The organism is Mesorhizobium shangrilense (genome assembly GCF_028826155.1).
GTDB classification, from domain to species: Bacteria; Pseudomonadota; Alphaproteobacteria; order Rhizobiales; family Rhizobiaceae; genus Arvimicrobium; species Arvimicrobium flavum.
Genome location: NZ_JAQGPN010000004.1, coordinates 93,699 through 110,313, shown reverse-complemented (window position 1 = coordinate 110,313; position 16,615 = coordinate 93,699). Strand labels below are relative to the sequence as shown.

Genomic DNA, 16,615 nt, shown 5'->3' with positions numbered 1-16,615 from the left:
CCAAGCATGACAAGCATTGACGAAATGGAACTGCGCCGTGCTCTCGTCGAGACATGCCGCGGTATGCAGCAGAAGGGCCTCGCCAAGGGCACGTCCGGGAATGTCAGTGTTCGTGTGGAGGATGGCTTCCTGATTTCACCGACAGGCGTTGCCTACGAAACGCTGCAACCGGAGCAGGTCGTCCGCATGCGCTGGGACGGCAGTTTCGACGGCGACATGCTGCCGTCCAGCGAATGGCGATTCCATCGGGATATCCTGAACCGCCGCGACGATCTCAACGCCATCGTCCACACCCATTCGCTGAAGGCGACGGCGGTCTCCATCCTGGGCCACGAAATCCCGCCCATTCATTACCGGATCGCCGCTGCCCACGGCCCAAACATCCGCTGCGCGGGCTATGCCACCTTCGGAACGCAGCAGTTGGCCGACTTGGCAGTGGAGGCGATGGAGGGTCGGCAAGCCTGCCTGCTCGCCCATCACGGCGTGATTGCCGCTCATGCCAACCTGGCCGGCGCTCTTAGCATGGCGGAAATCGTCGAGGAGTTGGCGACGCTCTATCTTCTGTGTCTACCGATGGGCGATCCGCCGCGCCTTTCCCCAGAGGCTATTGCCGAGGTCATCGAGAAGCATCGAACCTACGGACAGCAGAAGCCCTTGCCGCAGTGCTGAGACCGGCCTGACCTCCATGCCGATGGAACGTCATCCGGCCATTGCGGCGAGCTCCGCAAGATAACGCCCTGCGAATCGGGCGAACTCGGCAGGCGCCGGCCGCAGGTTGAGTCGGCGATCGATCACCATGACGAATTCGTCGCTATCCTTGGTTGTGTCGTCAATCGGCACGAAAACGAGCGTTCCTTTCCGGAAGTCAGACATGAAGCGGTAACGCGGTTGGAAGGTGACAAAACGCCCAGTTCTTGCCAGTTCCTCCAGAAACCGCATCGACGTGGCCTCGACATATTTCGGCCAAGGCATGGCAGCCGATGCCGATGCGCGCTCCAATGCCGAGCGGATCGATGAACCCGGTTTCAACAGTCCTATAGGATAGGCAACGCATTCCTCGTAGGTCACGATCGCCTTGGACGCGAGGGGATGGCTCGCCGCCACGATGACCCCCATCGGACAGTCCGCCTTGAACAGCGCATCCAGCGTTTCGCGGCTGCGCAGGTTGAATGTGAATCCGATATCGGCCAGCCCGTCGGTTACATGGGCTGCCACATCGACGGCCGAGTGGATCGACAACGAAATCTGGATCGACGGAAAGGCAGCCGAAAATTCGCCAATGAGTTGTGCGAGCGCGCCTGTTGCGAAGCTGTCCACCGTGGCAATACGCACGGTTCCGGTCCGATAACCGTGCAGAGCGCTGATAGCCCCCACCGTGACGTCGAGATTCTCGACGATCGACCGATAGTATTGGAGCAATTCTTGTCCGGCCGGGGCAAGGCGAAGTGAATGTCCCAGATTGTCGAACAGCTTGACCCCGAGCCGCTCCTGAAGGTGGACAAGCTGGCGGCTGACGGCAGAAGGGGCGACATTCAGCCGGCGCGACGTTTCCCGGATCGAACCCGTTTCGGCGACAGATGCGAAATAGATCAGCGATCGCGAATAGATCGCCTCCGCCATCCGCGCGGGCGAAAGTTCCACCTTCATCGCCTGTCCTTGCTCTCTGGAGGGAGCCGATCCAAAAATAGCAACAAGATGTCGATTAAATAGCACTATCGGCAACGACCTCTTTAGGCAATAGTTTTCGAAAGAGATGGTCCGACAGCCCGAGTCCACGGCAAGCTGAAACGCGATCCACCATGTCCGGCGGAGAATGAGGGCCTCGGGAACGGCTCATTCCGCCCCAACCGGGAGCCAGCGCAATGTCTGTTCCGATCTCTATCCGCGGGGTAAGCCGGTCGTTCGGCCCCACCACGGCTCTCTCAACCGTAGACCTCGACATCGAGGCTGGGCAGTTCATCGCCTTGGTCGGCCCGTCGGGATGCGGCAAGACCACACTGTTGCGGATCGTCGCTGATCTCGAGACGCCGAGCACAGGTTCCGTCCTCGTGGGAGGAGAGCCCCCGTTGCAGGCCAGGCGCAAGAAGATGTTCGGTCTCGTATCCCAGCGACCGGCGGTCCTTCCCTGGAAGCGCGCGCTGGATGACGTTCGTTTCACTCAGCGCATCGCAGGAAAGGCCGGTCTGCCGGCCGAAAAGCTCCTGGACGACTTTGGCCTCGCCGGGCACGAAATGAAGCGGCCGTCGCAGCTTTCCGGAGGGATGCTGCAGCGCGTCAATTGCGCCAGCGCAATCGCCCATGATCCAGCGCTTCTCCTGATGGACGAGCCCTTCTCGGCGCTCGACGAGTTGAAGCGCGAAGAACTTGGCGAATGGTTCAGCCGTGAACTCAGTGTGCGGCCGCGGACCGTGCTGTTCGTTACCCACCACATCGACGAGGCGGTGCTTTTGGCCGATCGCGTCATTGTTTTTTCCGCTGCTCCCGGCCGCATCCGAGAGGACGTCGTCATCCCGGTGCCGCGGCCGCGCCGAAGCAGCTTCCGCAGCGATCCACTCTTCGTCGACATCACGACGCATCTGCGTGGATTGCTTTTCGAACGCCAGGGAGCAGCCGCATGAGCGCCGTAGAGGAACAGTCCGCAGTTGCAACCACCATGCCGAACATTCGGGAAACCGGTAGTATCTGGCGGCGGGTCTTCGGCATCGCCATCCGGGTCGCGCTGCCCATCCTTTCGATCCTAGGCATCTGGTACCTGGCGATCTACTCGTCGGGCCTGCCAGCCTTCGTCCTGCCGCGCCCCGAGCGCGTGCTGCAGGCATTGATCGGAGACTGGCAGCTCATCGGCTTGCATCTGATGTACACACTGCAAGTTGCGGTCATCGGCTTTATCATGGCCAATGTCGTCGGCATCGGGCTGGCGATCCTGTTCGTCAGCTTTCCGGTCGGGCGGCTGATCGTCATGCCGGCTGCCATCACGCTGCGAAATATTCCCTACGTGGCATTGGTGACTGTGCTGGCGCTGGCCATGGGCGACGGCATCGCCACGAAGATCGTTGTGGTGACGCTCGCCGGTTTCTTTCCTGTGCTGGTGAACACCTATCGGGGCCTGCTTGCGGTCGACACCATCGTGCTGGACCGCATGCGCATCCTCGACGCATCCTGGTGGCAGGTTTTCTCGAAGGTGCGGTTTCCCTATTCGATTCCGTACATCGTCGCTGCCCAGGAGATCACCGGCAGCGCAAGCATCGTGGTCGCGATCGCGGTCGAGTGGATGATTTCCAGGACCGGCCTCGGCTATGTGATCAACCAGGGCATGATGCAGTATCGGGGAGACCTGGTCTATGCGGTGGCGCTGACCGCTGCGCTCATGTCCTTCGGCGCCTACACCCTCATCCACCATTTCGGCTCACGCCTCGACTGGGAGAGCAATTCCAGCACGAGGAGGTGATGTCGCTGCACGATAGCGGAAATCAACAACGGGAGGAATGAAATGACAAGGCACTGGCTTGCATCCATGGTCGCCGCGGCTTCACTCGCCGCATCGGTCAGCATTGCATCCGCTGATACCGAAGTAACGGTCTCGCTCGGATGGCTGCGCAACGCGCAATACGCTCCGCTGTATGCGGCCGATGTCAATGGCTACTTCAAGGACGAGGGCCTGAAGCTCCAATTGCTCGACGGTGGTCCGGGCAAGAATCCAGTGTCGACAGTCGGCGCAGGGCAGGCCGACTTTGGCATCACTGGAGGCACCTTCATCTTCTCGGCTCGGGTTGCGCCCGATCCCGTCGATGTGGTGGCGATCGGTGCAATTCGCCAGAAATCGCCCTATGCCTACATCACGCTCGTCAATTCCACGGACCCGGATCCGACGCCGAAGGACATGGAAGGAAAGACCATCGGTATCCAGACCGACGGCGAGATATTCTTGAAGGGCGTCGCAGAGAAAAATCATCTCGATATGTCGAAGATGAATATCCAGGTTGTGCAGGGCGGGCTTGAACCGTTGCTGACAGGCGCCGTCGACTTCATCTCCGGCCATGTGCACAATCAGCCCTATCAATTCGAACTGGAAGCAGCAAAGCCGGACGCGCCCGAGAACCTGAAGGGCAAGACCTGGAAAGCCCTGCTTCTATCGGACCATGGCGTTCCCTCCTACAACGATCTTATTTTCGCGACCAACGCCACCCTCAAGGAGAAGCCGGAACTTACTCGCAAATTCCTCAGGGCGGTCGCTCGCGGACTCCAATTCATGCAGGAGAATCCAGAGGAAACCGCGAAGCTGTCCGCGGCGTATGAGGGACAGCTGGACACGATCGACAAGCTCGCTTGGAGCTTGCAGGTCCAGAACGGCTTGAACGCCAGCGCAGACACCCAGGAGAAGGGCTTTCTCTGGATGCAGCCGGAGGTCTGGGAACAGCAGATGCGGTTCTACCACGAGAATGGCCAGGTCCCGCGCGTCATCCCAGCGTCGGAAGTGATGACCAACGACTTCAATCCCGGCGTGAAGTCCAAATAGGCCGGATGGGCGTCGTCTTCAGCCGGCGCCCACATCATCCACAAGGTCTGATCCAACGCTGTGCGGAGACCAACCCATGCAGAACCCAAGCGAAGACGTCTTGTCCGATCTCGATCACGCCGCACTGTTGCGCCGGGCAATCGATCTATCCCAAAATGCGCGAGAAAAGGGCAACCACCCGTTTGGGGCCATCCTGGTCGATCGGAACGGAACCATCATCCTGGAAGCCGAGAACACGGTCACGGAAGACAACGACGAGACTTCCCATGCGGAGTTGAACCTGATCAGCGAGGCATGCAGGCGGTTTAGCGCTGAGGAGCGTCGGCAGACCGTGATGTATGCGAGCACCGAACCTTGCGCGATGTGCGCCGGCGCGACGTTCTGGGCGGGGATTCGGACCGTCGTCTACGGGCTCTCCGAGGAGGGGCTCTATGGCATCACGACCCAGGGCCGCGAAAATCCGGCCGTGCTCAAACTGTCCTGCAGAGAAGTGTTTGCTGCCGGTGGATCGCATGAGACTGCTGTCACCGGCCCACTCCTGGAGGAGGAGGCAAGAAAGCCTCACATCGGGTTCTGGAGCGCTTATCGCCGACCCAGCTAATCAGACGTGAGCAGGAGTGACGCTCCGATGCGCCACAACGCCTGGACCGAATAGCCGCTTAGCTTCGGTCAGCCTCCAAATTTCCGCTCTGACATGGCGGCCAAGCAGAGGATGCGCCGTAAGCGGTTCGTTGGTTGTTCGGCGGAAATCCCCCCGAAACGGACTGAGGACGGCGGATCGTGGCAGTACATCAGCGGCACAGGACAATTCGGTCAACTGTCGAGGGGGCCCTTTCTGTGCGATAAATGAATGTAGAAGCCACTGGCTGGGGTCGTGAAGTTGCATGCGGTCGCGCCAACAGGCCGGAGAAGTCCGAGCAGATCTCCTTGAGTTGTCTATCTCAAAATCCCTGTTGGTTCGACCTTACGATCAAGCTCGAACGGAGAATGCGAACTCGTCGGGCCTCATCTCGTTGCGGACGCGGGTTGCAATTGCTGGATCTATTCTAGAGTCATCCTTATCGTAGAGACCACATCGGCCTAATGCGGTTCGCATGTCTATCCGCTCCCCCAGGTGCTGCAAGATCACGCGGTAGCAGGCGATGTCGCGCTGCGATGAGCTTGTGATGCCGAGCGACAGGCCCGTCAGAAGCGACGGCTGGTCCCGGTCATGCGGGTAGAGCACGGTCAGCCAAGCCATCTTACCGACCGCCATTTCGCGTTCGAACATCAGGACGCGGTCGCCCGAATGCACGAAGATGCCGTTGAATTTCTTGGTGTAGCGGCTCCTATCGCTCGGATAGCGTTCGAAGTTGCGACTGAAAACGATGCCGTCCTCCTCGAAGACGCGGATCAGCCCTCGCAGGATCATCCCCGGATATTCCGCTGGGCAGAAATAGTTATGGTAGTAGCCTGTGTGATGGATCAGCCGTTCCCGGCTTTCGGCATTCAGCATCAGGATTTCCCGGGCCCGCGCTGAAACCGACGAAAAGGCTCCGCTGATCGGCCGCTTGATGGCGACGAGTTGCCGGAACCGTTCGTGATCGTAGAGCAGCTCCGCGTCGTCGAGGCCGAAATGGTCGGCGATTTTGCGCAGGCCCTGCAGGGACGGCTCCGCGTCGCCGGACAAATAGCGATGGAATTGCTGCCGGTTCATGCCCATGCGGGCGCATGCCGCTTTGATCGACGGGGCGTAGCTGCATAGAAGCTTCAGGTTGGCAGGGAGATCGCTTGATGCCATGTGTGTCGCTCTTTGTCGCTTTCCTTGCACCAGATCACGTCACCGCACGCCTGTCATCTTCATTGTGAGGGTATTTGGGTCGTGCGACCATCGGGGCGACTCAGGTCTGACAACAAGAAGGGGATCTCGATGACAAACAAGGCGGGCGCAATGCGTCGGTTCCTCGCCGGCTGCGCAGCAGGGCTTGCGCTTTGCCTGGGAAGCCTCCAGGCGGGAGCCGCGGAGCTTCGCATACTGACCTGGGAAGGCCTTGCCGACGACGCATGGATCAAGCCGTTTGAGGAAGAGCACGGCGTAACCGTCAAGCGCACCTATGTCGGGTCCAACGACGAATACATGGCTGCGCTCGCGGCGGGCAACAGCGGCTACGACACGGTCGTCATCGTATCCTCGCTTGCTGAAACCGCCATCAACGCGGGTTTCGTGGAAGCTCTCGATCTTTCGAAGCTTCCCAATTTCTCGAACATCTATTCGGAATTCGCCAATGTCGCGTTTCTGAAGTCGGGAGACAAGCAGTTCGGCGTGCCTACATTCTGGGATATCCAGCCGATTACCTTCAACACCGACGTGGTCAAGGAATGCAGTTTCGACCTGCTGTTCGATCCGCAATACAAGGCACGGATCGCGATGTGGGACGACGTGTCGACGCTTGGAGACGTCGCCACCTATCTCGGCATCGAGAACATCTGGACGATGACGGACGAGGAGCTTGCCCGCGTAAAGGCGAAGATGCTCGAACAGAAGCCGCTCATTCGCCGCTATTGGTCGACGGGCGGCGAGATCATTGAACTCTTCACGAGCGGCGAAGTCGTTGCGACGAACTCATGGAGCTACGTCACGCAGGCGCTCAAGGCCGAAGGAGTCGCCGCGTCCCAATGCGCGCCGAAAAATCCGAATGGCTGGGTCGACTCGCATTTCATCGTGAAGGGTAGCCGGAACATGGATCTGGCGCATGAATTCCTCAACTACATGCTTCGACCGGACGTGCTCGCGCAACTGCAGCAGAAAAGCGGTTTTGGCGTCACCGTGCCCGCCATCAAGGATCACCTGCCGGCGGGCGCGCTGCAGGGCACGATCATGGAAAGCGATACCGAGTTCCGTAACTCCATCCGGTTCTGGGAAGAGATTCCGGAACGCGGGAAATACTTGGAGGTTTTCAACGAGATCAAGGCGGCGGCCGCCGAATGACCTCCGACGCGGTTGTCCGGCTGGTCGGCATCCGGAAAAGCCACGGCGCGGTCACCGCGCTCGATGGGCTGGACCTTGACGTCGAGCAGGGTGAGTTTCTCACCCTGCTCGGGGGCAGCGGGTGCGGAAAGACATCCACGCTGCGCATCGTGAGCGGCTTCGAGGAGCCCACCGAGGGCGACGTCTATATCGACGGCCGCCGCATGAATGGCGTCCCGGCGCACAAGCGCAACGTCAACACCGTGTTCCAAAGCTATGCATTGTTCCCCCACATGACGATCGGCGAGAACGTCGCCTACGGTCTCAGATTCGATGGCGTCGCCAAGCCTGTCCGGTTGAAGCGCGCGGAAGAGATGCTCGCGCGCGTCGGATTGGCCGACAGGTTTTCCGCCAAACCCACCGTTCTGTCCGGCGGCCAGATGCAGCGCGTGGCCCTGGCCCGCGCCTTGATCAAGCAGCCGCAGGTCCTACTTCTGGACGAGCCGCTGTCGGCGCTCGACGCCAAACTCCGCAAGAGCCTGCAATTGGAACTGAAGCGCACGCAGCGGGAGACCGGCACAACCTTCGTATTCGTCACGCACGACCAGGACGAGGCGATGGTCATGAGCGACCGCATCGCCGTGATGGAATCGGGCTCCGTGATGCAGATCGGCACTCCTGCCGAGATATTCTCGCAACCCGCATCGTTGTTCGTGGCGGAGTTCGTCGGCGCGTCCGTGAGGCTGGAAGGCACGGTCGTGCAATCGGGGCGGGACGCCTTGGTCGTGGAGACGGCCAACGGCGAGCGACTAAGCCTCGATCCCCCGACCGGGAGCATGACGACCGGGCAGCGGGTTAGGATCGTCGTCCGACCGGGGACGCTGGAGATAGCGCTCCAGCCAGCCGGCGCCGCGAACGAACTCACGGGCGTCCTCGACGAGATCCTGTTCCTCGGCGAGAGTCACAAGCTAATACTGACTCTGGCGGACGGTCAGAGGATCGACATCGACGAGCGCCACGACCGCCTTCCTGGCGGAATTTCAGATCACGTCGGACGTCCGGTCGCGATCAGGGTTCCGGTTTCAGCGCCGGTGTTCGCCAACCCCGCGCGGCAATGAGCAGCATGCAGGGCCAGGGCCTGTTCTCGCAAGCGCGCATCGGATGGTTGTCGGCGGTGGCCGTCGCCGCCTATGCCCTCCTTTTCATCGCGCTGCCCTACGCCAATGTCGGCGTGATGAGCTTCTGGGAGAAAGACCTTTATTCGATACGTCCGGCCTTCTCCTTCACCAATTACGAACGAATCTTCGCCCGCAGCGTCTATTCGCAGGTCGTCTCCAACTCCTTGGCGACGGCGGCCTATGTCACCCTGGCCTCGTCGGTGCTCGGCTACCTGCTGGCCTACTTCATGGCGACCTATGCGCGACGGTGGCAGTTCCTACTCCTAGCGCTGCTCATGATTCCGCTTTGGACCAGCTTCCTCCTGCGCGCCTATATCTGGAAGATCATCCTCGGGCGCAACGGCATCCTCAACACGGCGATGATGGCTGCCGGCGTCATTGAACAGCCGCTGTCGTTCCTTCTCTACAACCAGTTTTCAATCTGTCTCGCGCTGACATACATTTTCCTGCCCTTCGTCGCCTTGCCGGTCTACGCGGCGCTGGAGCGGATTCCCCGGGAATATGTCGAGGCCAGCGGCGATCTCGGGGCGCCTCCCCTGGCCACCTTCTTCCACGTCGTGTTCCCGCTCAGCGTTCCCGCCCTTTTATCCGGCGTGACGATCGTGTTCTGCTTGTCTTTCGGAGATTTCATCACCCCGGCGCTCCTCGGCGGAAGCGACGACATCATGATCGCCAATGTCGTCATCTCCCAGTTCGGCGCGGCCTTCGACTGGCCGTTCGGCAGCGCGCTCGCCATCGGCGTGCTGTGTGTGGTGGTGGCGCTGGTGACGTTCTCGCAACGGCTCGGGAATATGGCCGGCAGAGCACGGAGCGGAGAATGAGCAGGCGCTGGCCAGCACGGATTTTCGGCCTGGCGGCGGGCCTGATCTTTCTTTTCCTCTACCTTCCCATCGCCGTGCTCGTCGTGTTTTCGTTCCAGAGTAGCCGCGTCCTCGCCTGGCCGCTCGGCGACTGGTCGCTGCACTGGTACCGGCAACTGGCCGCCAACCACGAAATCCAGCAGGCGATCATCAACAGCCTGATCGTCGCCACGTCCTGCGTATGCGTGACCGTGTGCGTCGGCGTCCCGTTGGCGCTGGGGCTGCGCGTGATGAGGGGAGCGTTCGGGCGCTTTCTGGAGCGGACGTTCCTGCTCCCGCTGATCGTGCCGCAGATGATCACCGGCCTGGCGCTGCTCGTGGCCTTCAACCGGCTCGGCGTCCAACTCTCGCTTGCAACCATCGTCGCTGGTCAAAGCTTGGTATGGATGCCGATCGTGGTGACCCAGGTGCATGCGCGTCTGACGCGGATGGATCAGAACCTGGAGAAAGCTAGCCACGACCTGGGCGCCAACCGGTTGCAGACGTTCTTCCTCGTCACGCTGCCGCTGATCCGCACCTCGGTGATCGGCAGCGCCCTTCTGGTTTTCACGCTGTCTTTCGACGAACTTCCCGTCACAATCTTCCTCACCGGGGCGCAGAACACGCTGTCGATGCACATCTGGTCCATGCTCAGGACCGGCATCACGCCCGAGATCAATGCCATCGCCACAATCACCGTCGGCCTGTCGATCTGCCTCGTTCTCATTGGCACGCGGCTTCTGATGCGTGACAGAACGGAGGAACTACGATGAACCATTCCGACAAGACCGCGACGATAGAGTTCAGCGACCTCGTGCCCTCGGTGGACCTGTCGGCGCGGGAGCGGCTTGCGCTGCTGATCATCGACATGCAGTACCACGACGCCTCTCCGGACCACGGCCTGACGCTCGCCTTCGAGCGGATCTCGCCGGGTTCGATGGACTACTATTCGAACCGGCTCCGCACGCAGACCGTGCCCGCGATCAAGGAATTGCTGGAGTTCTTCCGGTCTGAGGAAATGCAGGTGATCCACCTGACCCTCGGATCAGACTATCGCGATCTGCGCGACTGTCCGCCGAGGTTCCGGACCTGGACACGCAATCTGGAGCGCGCGGCGGGCGTCCAGGACATCTGGTGGTCCCAGAATCCCGATTTCCAGATATTGGAGGAACTGCGTCCTCTCGCCGGGGAGACCGTCGTCCAGAAGACGACGAACGGGGCATTCAACGGGAGCGCGCTGGATTCGATCCTGCAGCGCATGGGCATAGCCAGCCTGATCATAACCGGGGTGATCACAAGCGCGTGCATCGACGTGACGGCCAGGGATGCGGCTGATCGCGGGTACGACTGCGTGGTGGTCGAAGATGCCACGGCCGACTACGAAGCGTCGATCCACGAAGCGACGCTTCGCTCCTTCGCGCTTAACTTCGGACGGGTGGTTCCGTCGGCAAAGGGCCTGATTTCGAAGATCAAAGCCTGCGAACTGGTGTGAAGAATTGCCACGACCTTCGCACGATAGCGTAAGTAGGCCGGTAGGCTCAGCATTCCTCGCCTGCCGTGAAGCTCATAAGGCTTGAACTGCGGAAAGGCTGCCGTTGGAGCCTGTCGACGCCTGGTTCATGACCGACATGGTGGCGCGAATCGGACATAACGGTAGCTTCGGGGCCGTCACCGGACGGTCGGCTTTCGGTCAGGATATGCAAACAAGCCGACGTTCAGCATCCGATCCGATGTCGGACGTCGAGATCGTATCGCTGTTTCTTGGAAGCGGACTCGACGACTACGCTAACCATAGCTGTTACACCGCATTCGATCGTCCTGCCACGTGGCAGATCGTGCTGGCACCGATTGCTGACTGCATCCGCAGGAGCCAGATCATGTCCCGCCTGCACGTCGTAGCGACTGCTGGACAAGACCGAGCCACGGCTTCACAGAAACGAAAAAGGCAATTGCCGGATCCCGAAGGAGTCCGGCGATCACCTCGCTGCCATCCGGTCATCGTGCCACTTCGCTCTGGGGCGATTGCTCGTAGCGATCGTGGCGGCGCACCCAGTCCATTCCCTCGGACTCGTTGCGCCCCTTCGGAGCAAGATCGAGCATGCTGTAGGCGCCCATCATCACCTCGACGCCGCGTCCGTAGGTGGAGTAGGTGCGGAAGAGCTCGCCCGTGTCGTCCTTGTAGAAGGCGCTGACGCCGGGCCATTCCTCGCCGGTTTCCCGCCATTCGCCGAAGTTGTAGTCGATATGTCCGCTGGCGACCTCCTCGGGTGTGAAGCTGACGCGGAAGTCGTAGTTGAAGTCGTTGCCGAAGGACGACACCCATTTGAACTGCCAGCCCATGCGTTTGCGGTAGCGCTCGATCTGTGCAAGCGGCGCGCGCGAGACGGCGATCATTGTGACGTCGTGGTGCGCCAGATGCTTGTTCATGCCATCTGTGTGATCGGCCATGTAGGAGCAGCTGGGGCAGCCTTCCTTCCACCCCGGCGCGAACATGAAATGCTGCACCATAAGTTGCGATCGGCCGTCGAAGAGATTAGCCAGAGTGCGCGGACCCTCCGGCGTATCGAACACGTATTCCTTGTCGATGCGCACCCAAGGTAGGGCGAGCCGCTCACGGGCGACCTTGTCGCGGAGACGCGTGAGTTCCTTCTCCGCTTTCAGGAGGTCTCGGCGGGCGGTCAGCCAGTCATCGCGCGAAGCAACAGCGTGTTGCATTGTTAGTCTCCTTCGGATTGGGTGACGGGGATACTAGGGCGCCGCGAACGGGTAGAAAGGAGCTTCATCCACGGCGATAGGTGAAAGAGGCTCATCAGCACGTACATGAGGGCCATTTCGTTGATCGGCGCGAAAGCCGAGGCTGCTGAGCACATCGTTATGCCGGGCGAGCCGACAGCAGAAATCCAGGCCATCAGCGCGAATGTCGGAGCAACGGCGAGCCCAAGCCGATCGGCCGCATCGATCGTCGCCTTGGGCGACGAAGCGAGCTTTTCTGTTGCTGTGCGCATCGTCATTTCCGGGCCTCTCATCGAATTCGCCGTTTCAGCGGCTGCGATACGAAGAGGCTAGCTCGAGCACAGGATCGGGTGAGAGTTACAAGTGTGACGGGATTTCAATGGACTCGCTGATCACTGCCGCCGCACACGCTCTCTCGGCTGGCGCCCCCCTCGCCGCGCTGAAATGGGTCGCATTGCGCGATGACCCACCGGCACTGGCGTTGCGTGGCATCGCGATGGCGCAACTTGGCGACCTCACGCGCGCCAGGGAGCTTCTGCGAAGCGCGGCGCGTACCTTCGGCCCGAAAGAGCCTATGGCCCGTGCGCGTTGTGCCGTCGCGGAAGCCGAAATCGCGCTTGTTTCGCGTGATCTGGGCCGATCCTTGCAAACGCTCAATGCAGCACGGACGGTACTCGAAGCGTCCGGTGACCGAAGGAATGCCGCCCACGCCGGCTATCTCGAAGCCCGGCACCTTCTCCTGATCGGCCGTCTCGATGAAGCCGAACGGGTGCTCGATGAGTTCGATGCCGGCGCTCTGCCGCCCGCTTCGCTGGTCGGGCGCGAATTGGTGGTGGCGGGCATAGCCATCCGACGCATCAAGACGGAGCTAGCGAGAATCGCTCTGGAACGGGCAAGACGAGCGGCGGAAGACGCGCGCATTCCAGCGCTCGCGGCCGAGGTCGACCAGGCAGTGCGAGCATTCGGGGCGCCGGCGGCGCGCTTCGTCACCCGCGACGTCGGGCGGCTCCTCCATCTCGAAGAGGTCGAAAAACTGTTGGCCTCCGAAACGCTTATCGTGGACGCCTGCCGCAACATGGTGCGTGCAGGGAAAAAGATGGTTCCGCTCGCCACCCGTCCGGTATTACTCGCACTCATGCGTGCCCTCGCGGAGGCATGGCCGGAAGATGTAGCGCGCGAAACGCTTCTCAAACGCGCTTTCCGGGCACGGCATGCCGACGAGTCGCACCGTGCGCGACTGCGCGTCGAAATCGCCCGGCTGCGCGAGGCGATCAAGCCGCTGGCGGCGCTGAGCGCGACCCAGCAAGGTTTCGTTCTGCGGCCTCACGCCACGAGTGGTGTTGCCGTGCTGGCGCCGCCCGTCGAAAGCGATCACGGCGAAGTGCTCGCTCTGCTCGGCGACGGCGAAGCCTGGTCGAGTTCGGCATTGGCGCTCGCGTTGAGCGTGAGCCCGCGGACGGTACAGCGGGCGCTCGAAGAGCTTGCCCATGACGGCAAGGTCGAGGCCTTCGGGCGCGGGCGGGCCTGCCGTTGGATAGCGTCGAGCGTGCCCGGATTCCCGACAAGCTTGTTGCTCCCCGCCACGGGCATTTCCGGCTAGTATGAGGACATGAAACATTCAACCGCCGAAATCATCCGAGAATATGGTCCCTTTCCCGATGTAGACGACGTGGCCGGGGTCAGCTTCGACGGCAATCAAGTCTGGTTCGCAACCGGCGAAAAGCTGAATGCCCTCGATCCCGAAAGCGGAGAGATCTTGCGATCGTTGGACGTCGCCGCCCATGCGGGAACCGCATTCGACGGTGAGCACCTGTTCCAGATCGGGGATGCCGTGATCCGCAAGATCAATCCCAAGACCGGCGAGGTGATCGCCGCAATCCCGGCGCCCGGGGATGGCGGCGACTCGGGGCTGGCCTGGGCGGAGGGGTCGCTCTGGGTCGGGCAGCATCGTGGCCGCAAGATCCATCAGGTGGACCCTGAGACCGGAAAAGTGCTGCGCACGATTGAATCCGATCGATTCGTCACCGGCGTCACCTGGGTCGATGGCGAGCTTTGGCATGGGACCTGGGAAGACAGCGGGAGCGATCTCCGCCGCATCGATCCCGAAACGGGCGAAGTGCTCGAGCGACTCGACATGCCGGCCGGAATCGGCGTTTCTGGGCTTGAATCCGATGGCAGGGAACGCTTTTTCTGCGGAGGCGGGAACAGTGGAAAAGTGAGAGCCGTTCGCCGCCCAAGCAGTGCCTTAAGTGAGCGTGGACCATCGGCCAAAGCTGGCAATCCAGAGAATGGCTTGTCCAAAAGCTGACGGACAGAAAACCACCCCCGACGGACAGAGCACGCAAGGCATCGCCCGCGACTAAGTGGCCATCCGCGCTGCGTCGGATGCCCGGTCAACGTCAAATTTCGGTTCGCTCCGCCAAGAGCAGCGCGTCCTCCACGTGACACCAAGATATCGGACCGTGTTCTCGATCTTGGAGTGACCGGGCAGTATCTGGATGGCGCGGATGTTGCCCGTCGCCTTGTAGATCATCTATGCTTTCGTGCGGCGAAGCGAGTGAGTTCCATATTCCTCTGGGCGCAGACCGATCGCGGTCACCCACTCGTCGACCAGGCGGGCGTACTGCCTTGTGCTCATGTGGTGCGCGTAATGGATCCGACTCGGAAATGCATAATCCTCGACCGTGCCGCCACGCCATTCGAGCCAAGTGAGAGAAGGCTGGCTCTCACGTCGCTCGTGATCTCGAACTGGACGGGACGAGCGGTCTTCCGCTGAACAACGATCGCTCGGGTTCTGATTTCCGGTCCTGCGACCACACGCTTGGTGCCGACCTTCTTTCCGGGATTCCAAGCTGCGCGCTCGCGGATGGCATCATCGAATTGAGAATGGCCCATGTGAGTTCTCCTCGGCCGTGATTGGCCGAAGGAGCAACGGTGCAGGGCACTCGCCGCTTGGGGCCGGAAGAAGTGGGTCCGCTTTTTGGTCATGGAAGCAAGATAGCGGACCGTTGAGATCCAAACGCCGATGTAGGGTCCTGCCCCATCCAAACAATTCCAGAAGTGTGAGGATTTCCAGTGCGACGATCGCGGAATCTGACGCGCATTGTTCTCGGCTCGCGCAGAGGAATTGATACCATCGTTTGCAGCCCCTCCGTTGTCAAAACTGCCGCGTTCCGCCCTTCGAAGACCTCGCCAAGCCGAGCAGGCAAATGAGAAGCCCGCAACCCTTCAAACGGGTACGTGCAACGCTCGCTGGAAGGTTACGAACGAGGCTCGACCACGCGATTCGGTCCGCTTAGCGGACGTCGGAGCCCGGACATTGGTCCAGGACCTCACCCCGCTCGGCTGGAAGCGGCACTGTTTCTACTAGCCGGCACGATACTCTTGGCGGTGCTGGTTCGGCCCCATTGAGGCCGTCGCCTGAGTCGGATTGGCCGCCTTCCGGAGAATTGTTTTCGATCTTGATCGATGGTAGCTGCTTTAACTGCCAGCACGAACCGCTGGTGGGATAAGAGGAGAAAGCGACGTGGAGACCGCAGATCCGCAGCAGCAATTGCTTGCCGACCTTCAGGGCCTGCATTTCAGCGACTACGAGTCGCGGGCCTATCTTGCGCTGTTGAAGGTCCAACCGGCCACCGCCTACGAAGTGGCTAAGGAGGCAGGACTTCCCAAAGCGAACTCCTATTCCGTTCTGGAAAGCCTTAGTCGAAAGGAAGCCGTCCAGCCCGTCTCGGAGGGCCCGGTACGCTACATGGCGACGCCGCCGGAGGTTCTGCTTTCTGGCATCGTCCAAGCGACGGAACGGCGAGCAGCCCGCCTCAAAGAGGGGTTGAACCGACTCGGCGACGTACCGCAGCACGAGTTTGTCTGGTCGATGACGGGCGCCCACGCGATCAACAACCGCATATCTCAGATGATCGATGCCTCGACGACCCACCTTTGGATCAAGGGGGCGGAAAACCACCTCGAGTCCCATCGAGACCGGCTGAAGGCGGCGGCCGACCGGGGGGTGGAAATTCTCATCGTGCTGTTCGGCACGAAGGTCGAGCACTTCTCCTTCGACGGAACGATCACAGTCATGCTGCACGAGGGCAACGGCATCCCTGTGGCGATGGCACCGTATCTCGTAAGCATGACACGCGACTTCGAGGAGGCGCTTGTCGCCGAACTCGGCGATCAACCCTACGGTGCCTACACCCGCAACAAGCCGGTCGTGAACATTTTCGACAGCCTCATCCGCCACGAGATCTACTTCTGCGAGATCTTCGCGGTCTTTGGGGAGGAGATTCAGAGCCGCTTCGGCCCCGCCTTGTTCGAGCTTAGAAAAAAGTATCTGCCTCGCGTCCATGTCGAGTCGCTGAGGGCGCTCGTCGGGAAGGCGGAAGCGGAGATCTAAACCTCC

Annotated in this window: 17 protein-coding genes and 1 pseudogene; 14 read left to right on the top strand and 4 right to left on the bottom strand. The window is 61.1% G+C overall.

Translation table 11 applies throughout. The features are described from left to right. The first annotated feature begins 6 nt into the window (after positions 1–6). Positions 7–669 carry a class II aldolase/adducin family protein gene (locus PD284_RS26015; RefSeq protein ID WP_274631251.1) on the top strand — a complete coding sequence of 221 codons (663 nt, stop codon included), beginning with the start codon at positions 7–9 and terminating at the stop codon, positions 667–669. A 30-nt stretch (positions 670–699) separates the two neighbouring features. On the opposite strand, the gene PD284_RS26010 is transcribed toward PD284_RS26015, so the two are convergent. Next, complete coding sequence (locus PD284_RS26010) at positions 700–1,713, bottom strand: LysR family transcriptional regulator (protein ID WP_274631299.1); 1,014 nt, start codon at positions 1,711–1,713, stop codon at positions 700–702. A gap of 149 nt (positions 1,714–1,862) precedes the next feature. On the opposite strand from PD284_RS26010, the gene PD284_RS26005 reads away from it, so the two are divergent. The 4 genes from PD284_RS26005 to PD284_RS25990 all read left to right on the top strand — a co-directional run bounded on the left by PD284_RS26005 (position 1,863) and on the right by PD284_RS25990 (position 5,117). Beyond that, on the top strand, positions 1,863–2,618 hold the full coding sequence (locus PD284_RS26005) for an ABC transporter ATP-binding protein (protein WP_274631250.1): 756 nt from the start codon (positions 1,863–1,865) through the stop codon (positions 2,616–2,618). Continuing rightward, positions 2,615–3,448 carry an ABC transporter permease gene (locus PD284_RS26000; protein WP_274631249.1) on the top strand — a complete coding sequence of 278 codons (834 nt, stop codon included), beginning with the start codon at positions 2,615–2,617 and terminating at the stop codon, positions 3,446–3,448. The genes PD284_RS26005 and PD284_RS26000 overlap by 4 nt, the downstream gene beginning before the upstream one ends. Positions 3,449–3,514: 66 nt before the next feature. Continuing rightward, positions 3,515–4,516, top strand: a complete 1,002-nt coding sequence (locus tag PD284_RS25995; RefSeq protein WP_274631248.1) for an ABC transporter substrate-binding protein — start codon at positions 3,515–3,517, stop codon at positions 4,514–4,516. A 100-nt stretch (positions 4,517–4,616) separates the two neighbouring features. Then, on the top strand, positions 4,617–5,117 hold the full coding sequence (locus PD284_RS25990) for a nucleoside deaminase (protein ID WP_274631247.1): 501 nt from the start codon (positions 4,617–4,619) through the stop codon (positions 5,115–5,117). Between the two features lie 369 nt (positions 5,118–5,486). On the opposite strand, the gene PD284_RS25985 is transcribed toward PD284_RS25990, so the two are convergent. Then, the gene (locus PD284_RS25985) at positions 5,487–6,218 is read right to left on the bottom strand and encodes a helix-turn-helix domain-containing protein (protein ID WP_274631246.1); all 732 of its coding nucleotides are present in this window, start codon (positions 6,216–6,218) and stop codon (positions 5,487–5,489) included. A 207-nt stretch (positions 6,219–6,425) separates the two neighbouring features. On the opposite strand from PD284_RS25985, the gene PD284_RS25980 reads away from it, so the two are divergent. Genes PD284_RS25980 through PD284_RS25960 form a run of 5 tightly spaced genes read left to right on the top strand, consistent with a single transcriptional unit; the run spans position 6,426 to position 10,972 of the window. Continuing rightward, a complete protein-coding gene (locus PD284_RS25980) occupies positions 6,426–7,484 on the top strand; it encodes an ABC transporter substrate-binding protein (protein ID WP_274631245.1) in 1,059 nt (352 codons plus the stop codon). Then, a complete protein-coding gene (locus tag PD284_RS25975) occupies positions 7,481–8,581 on the top strand; it encodes an ABC transporter ATP-binding protein (RefSeq protein ID WP_274631244.1) in 1,101 nt (366 codons plus the stop codon). Before PD284_RS25980 ends, PD284_RS25975 begins: the two co-directional genes overlap by 4 nt. Beyond that, positions 8,578–9,462 (top strand): ABC transporter permease, encoded by an 885-nt coding sequence (locus PD284_RS25970; protein WP_274631243.1) that lies wholly within the window; start codon positions 8,578–8,580, stop codon positions 9,460–9,462. The genes PD284_RS25975 and PD284_RS25970 overlap by 4 nt, the downstream gene beginning before the upstream one ends. Further along, positions 9,459–10,253: an ABC transporter permease gene (locus PD284_RS25965; RefSeq protein ID WP_274631242.1), complete on the top strand. Its 795-nt coding sequence runs from the start codon at positions 9,459–9,461 to the stop codon at positions 10,251–10,253. The genes PD284_RS25970 and PD284_RS25965 overlap by 4 nt, the downstream gene beginning before the upstream one ends. Then, positions 10,250–10,972: a cysteine hydrolase family protein gene (locus tag PD284_RS25960; RefSeq protein WP_274631241.1), complete on the top strand. Its 723-nt coding sequence runs from the start codon at positions 10,250–10,252 to the stop codon at positions 10,970–10,972. The genes PD284_RS25965 and PD284_RS25960 overlap by 4 nt, the downstream gene beginning before the upstream one ends. Before the next feature lie 503 nt (positions 10,973–11,475). Here PD284_RS25960 and PD284_RS25955 read toward each other — a convergent pair. After that, positions 11,476–12,195: a DUF899 domain-containing protein gene (locus PD284_RS25955; RefSeq protein ID WP_274631240.1), complete on the bottom strand. Its 720-nt coding sequence runs from the start codon at positions 12,193–12,195 to the stop codon at positions 11,476–11,478. A 120-nt stretch (positions 12,196–12,315) separates the two neighbouring features. On the opposite strand from PD284_RS25955, the gene PD284_RS26915 reads away from it, so the two are divergent. Genes PD284_RS26915 through PD284_RS25940 form a run of 3 tightly spaced genes read left to right on the top strand, consistent with a single transcriptional unit; the run spans position 12,316 to position 14,521 of the window. Further along, complete coding sequence (locus tag PD284_RS26915; RefSeq protein WP_338036699.1) at positions 12,316–12,546, top strand: hypothetical protein; 231 nt, start codon at positions 12,316–12,318, stop codon at positions 12,544–12,546. A gap of 46 nt (positions 12,547–12,592) precedes the next feature. Then, positions 12,593–13,813 carry a helix-turn-helix domain-containing protein gene (locus PD284_RS25945; RefSeq protein ID WP_274631238.1) on the top strand — a complete coding sequence of 407 codons (1,221 nt, stop codon included), beginning with the start codon at positions 12,593–12,595 and terminating at the stop codon, positions 13,811–13,813. A 9-nt stretch (positions 13,814–13,822) separates the two neighbouring features. Next, positions 13,823–14,521 (top strand): Vgb family protein, encoded by a 699-nt coding sequence (locus PD284_RS25940; protein ID WP_274631237.1) that lies wholly within the window; start codon positions 13,823–13,825, stop codon positions 14,519–14,521. 91 nt (positions 14,522–14,612) lie between these two features. Here the strand turns inward: PD284_RS25940 and PD284_RS25935 are convergent. After that, a pseudogene (locus PD284_RS25935) lies at positions 14,613–15,108 on the bottom strand (tyrosine-type recombinase/integrase). A gap of 631 nt (positions 15,109–15,739) precedes the next feature. Between PD284_RS25935 and PD284_RS25930 the strand changes: the two are divergent. Then, the gene (locus PD284_RS25930) at positions 15,740–16,609 is read left to right on the top strand and encodes a TrmB family transcriptional regulator (RefSeq protein ID WP_274631236.1); all 870 of its coding nucleotides are present in this window, start codon (positions 15,740–15,742) and stop codon (positions 16,607–16,609) included. Positions 16,610–16,615 lie beyond the last annotated feature (6 nt).

Bases quoted from the DNA above. Each gene is read 5' to 3' on its own strand.
- PD284_RS26015 (WP_274631251.1), top strand. From the start codon at position 7: ATGACAAGCATTGACGAAATGGAACTGCGCCGTGCTCTCGTCGAGACA.
- PD284_RS26005 (WP_274631250.1), top strand. From the start codon at position 1,863: ATGTCTGTTCCGATCTCTATCCGCGGGGTAAGCCGGTCGTTCGGCCCC.
- PD284_RS26000 (WP_274631249.1), top strand. From the start codon at position 2,615: ATGAGCGCCGTAGAGGAACAGTCCGCAGTTGCAACCACCATGCCGAAC.
- PD284_RS25995 (WP_274631248.1), top strand. From the start codon at position 3,515: ATGGTCGCCGCGGCTTCACTCGCCGCATCGGTCAGCATTGCATCCGCT.
- PD284_RS25985 (WP_274631246.1), bottom strand. From the start codon at position 6,218: ATGGGCATGAACCGGCAGCAATTCCATCGCTATTTGTCCGGCGACGCG.
- PD284_RS25980 (WP_274631245.1), top strand. From the start codon at position 6,426: ATGACAAACAAGGCGGGCGCAATGCGTCGGTTCCTCGCCGGCTGCGCA.
- PD284_RS25975 (WP_274631244.1), top strand. From the start codon at position 7,481: ATGACCTCCGACGCGGTTGTCCGGCTGGTCGGCATCCGGAAAAGCCAC.
- PD284_RS25970 (WP_274631243.1), top strand. From the start codon at position 8,578: ATGAGCAGCATGCAGGGCCAGGGCCTGTTCTCGCAAGCGCGCATCGGA.
- PD284_RS25965 (WP_274631242.1), top strand. From the start codon at position 9,459: ATGAGCAGGCGCTGGCCAGCACGGATTTTCGGCCTGGCGGCGGGCCTG.
- PD284_RS25960 (WP_274631241.1), top strand. From the start codon at position 10,250: ATGAACCATTCCGACAAGACCGCGACGATAGAGTTCAGCGACCTCGTG.
- PD284_RS25955 (WP_274631240.1), bottom strand. From the start codon at position 12,195: ATGCAACACGCTGTTGCTTCGCGCGATGACTGGCTGACCGCCCGCCGA.
- PD284_RS25945 (WP_274631238.1), top strand. From the start codon at position 12,593: ATGGACTCGCTGATCACTGCCGCCGCACACGCTCTCTCGGCTGGCGCC.
- PD284_RS25940 (WP_274631237.1), top strand. From the start codon at position 13,823: ATGAAACATTCAACCGCCGAAATCATCCGAGAATATGGTCCCTTTCCC.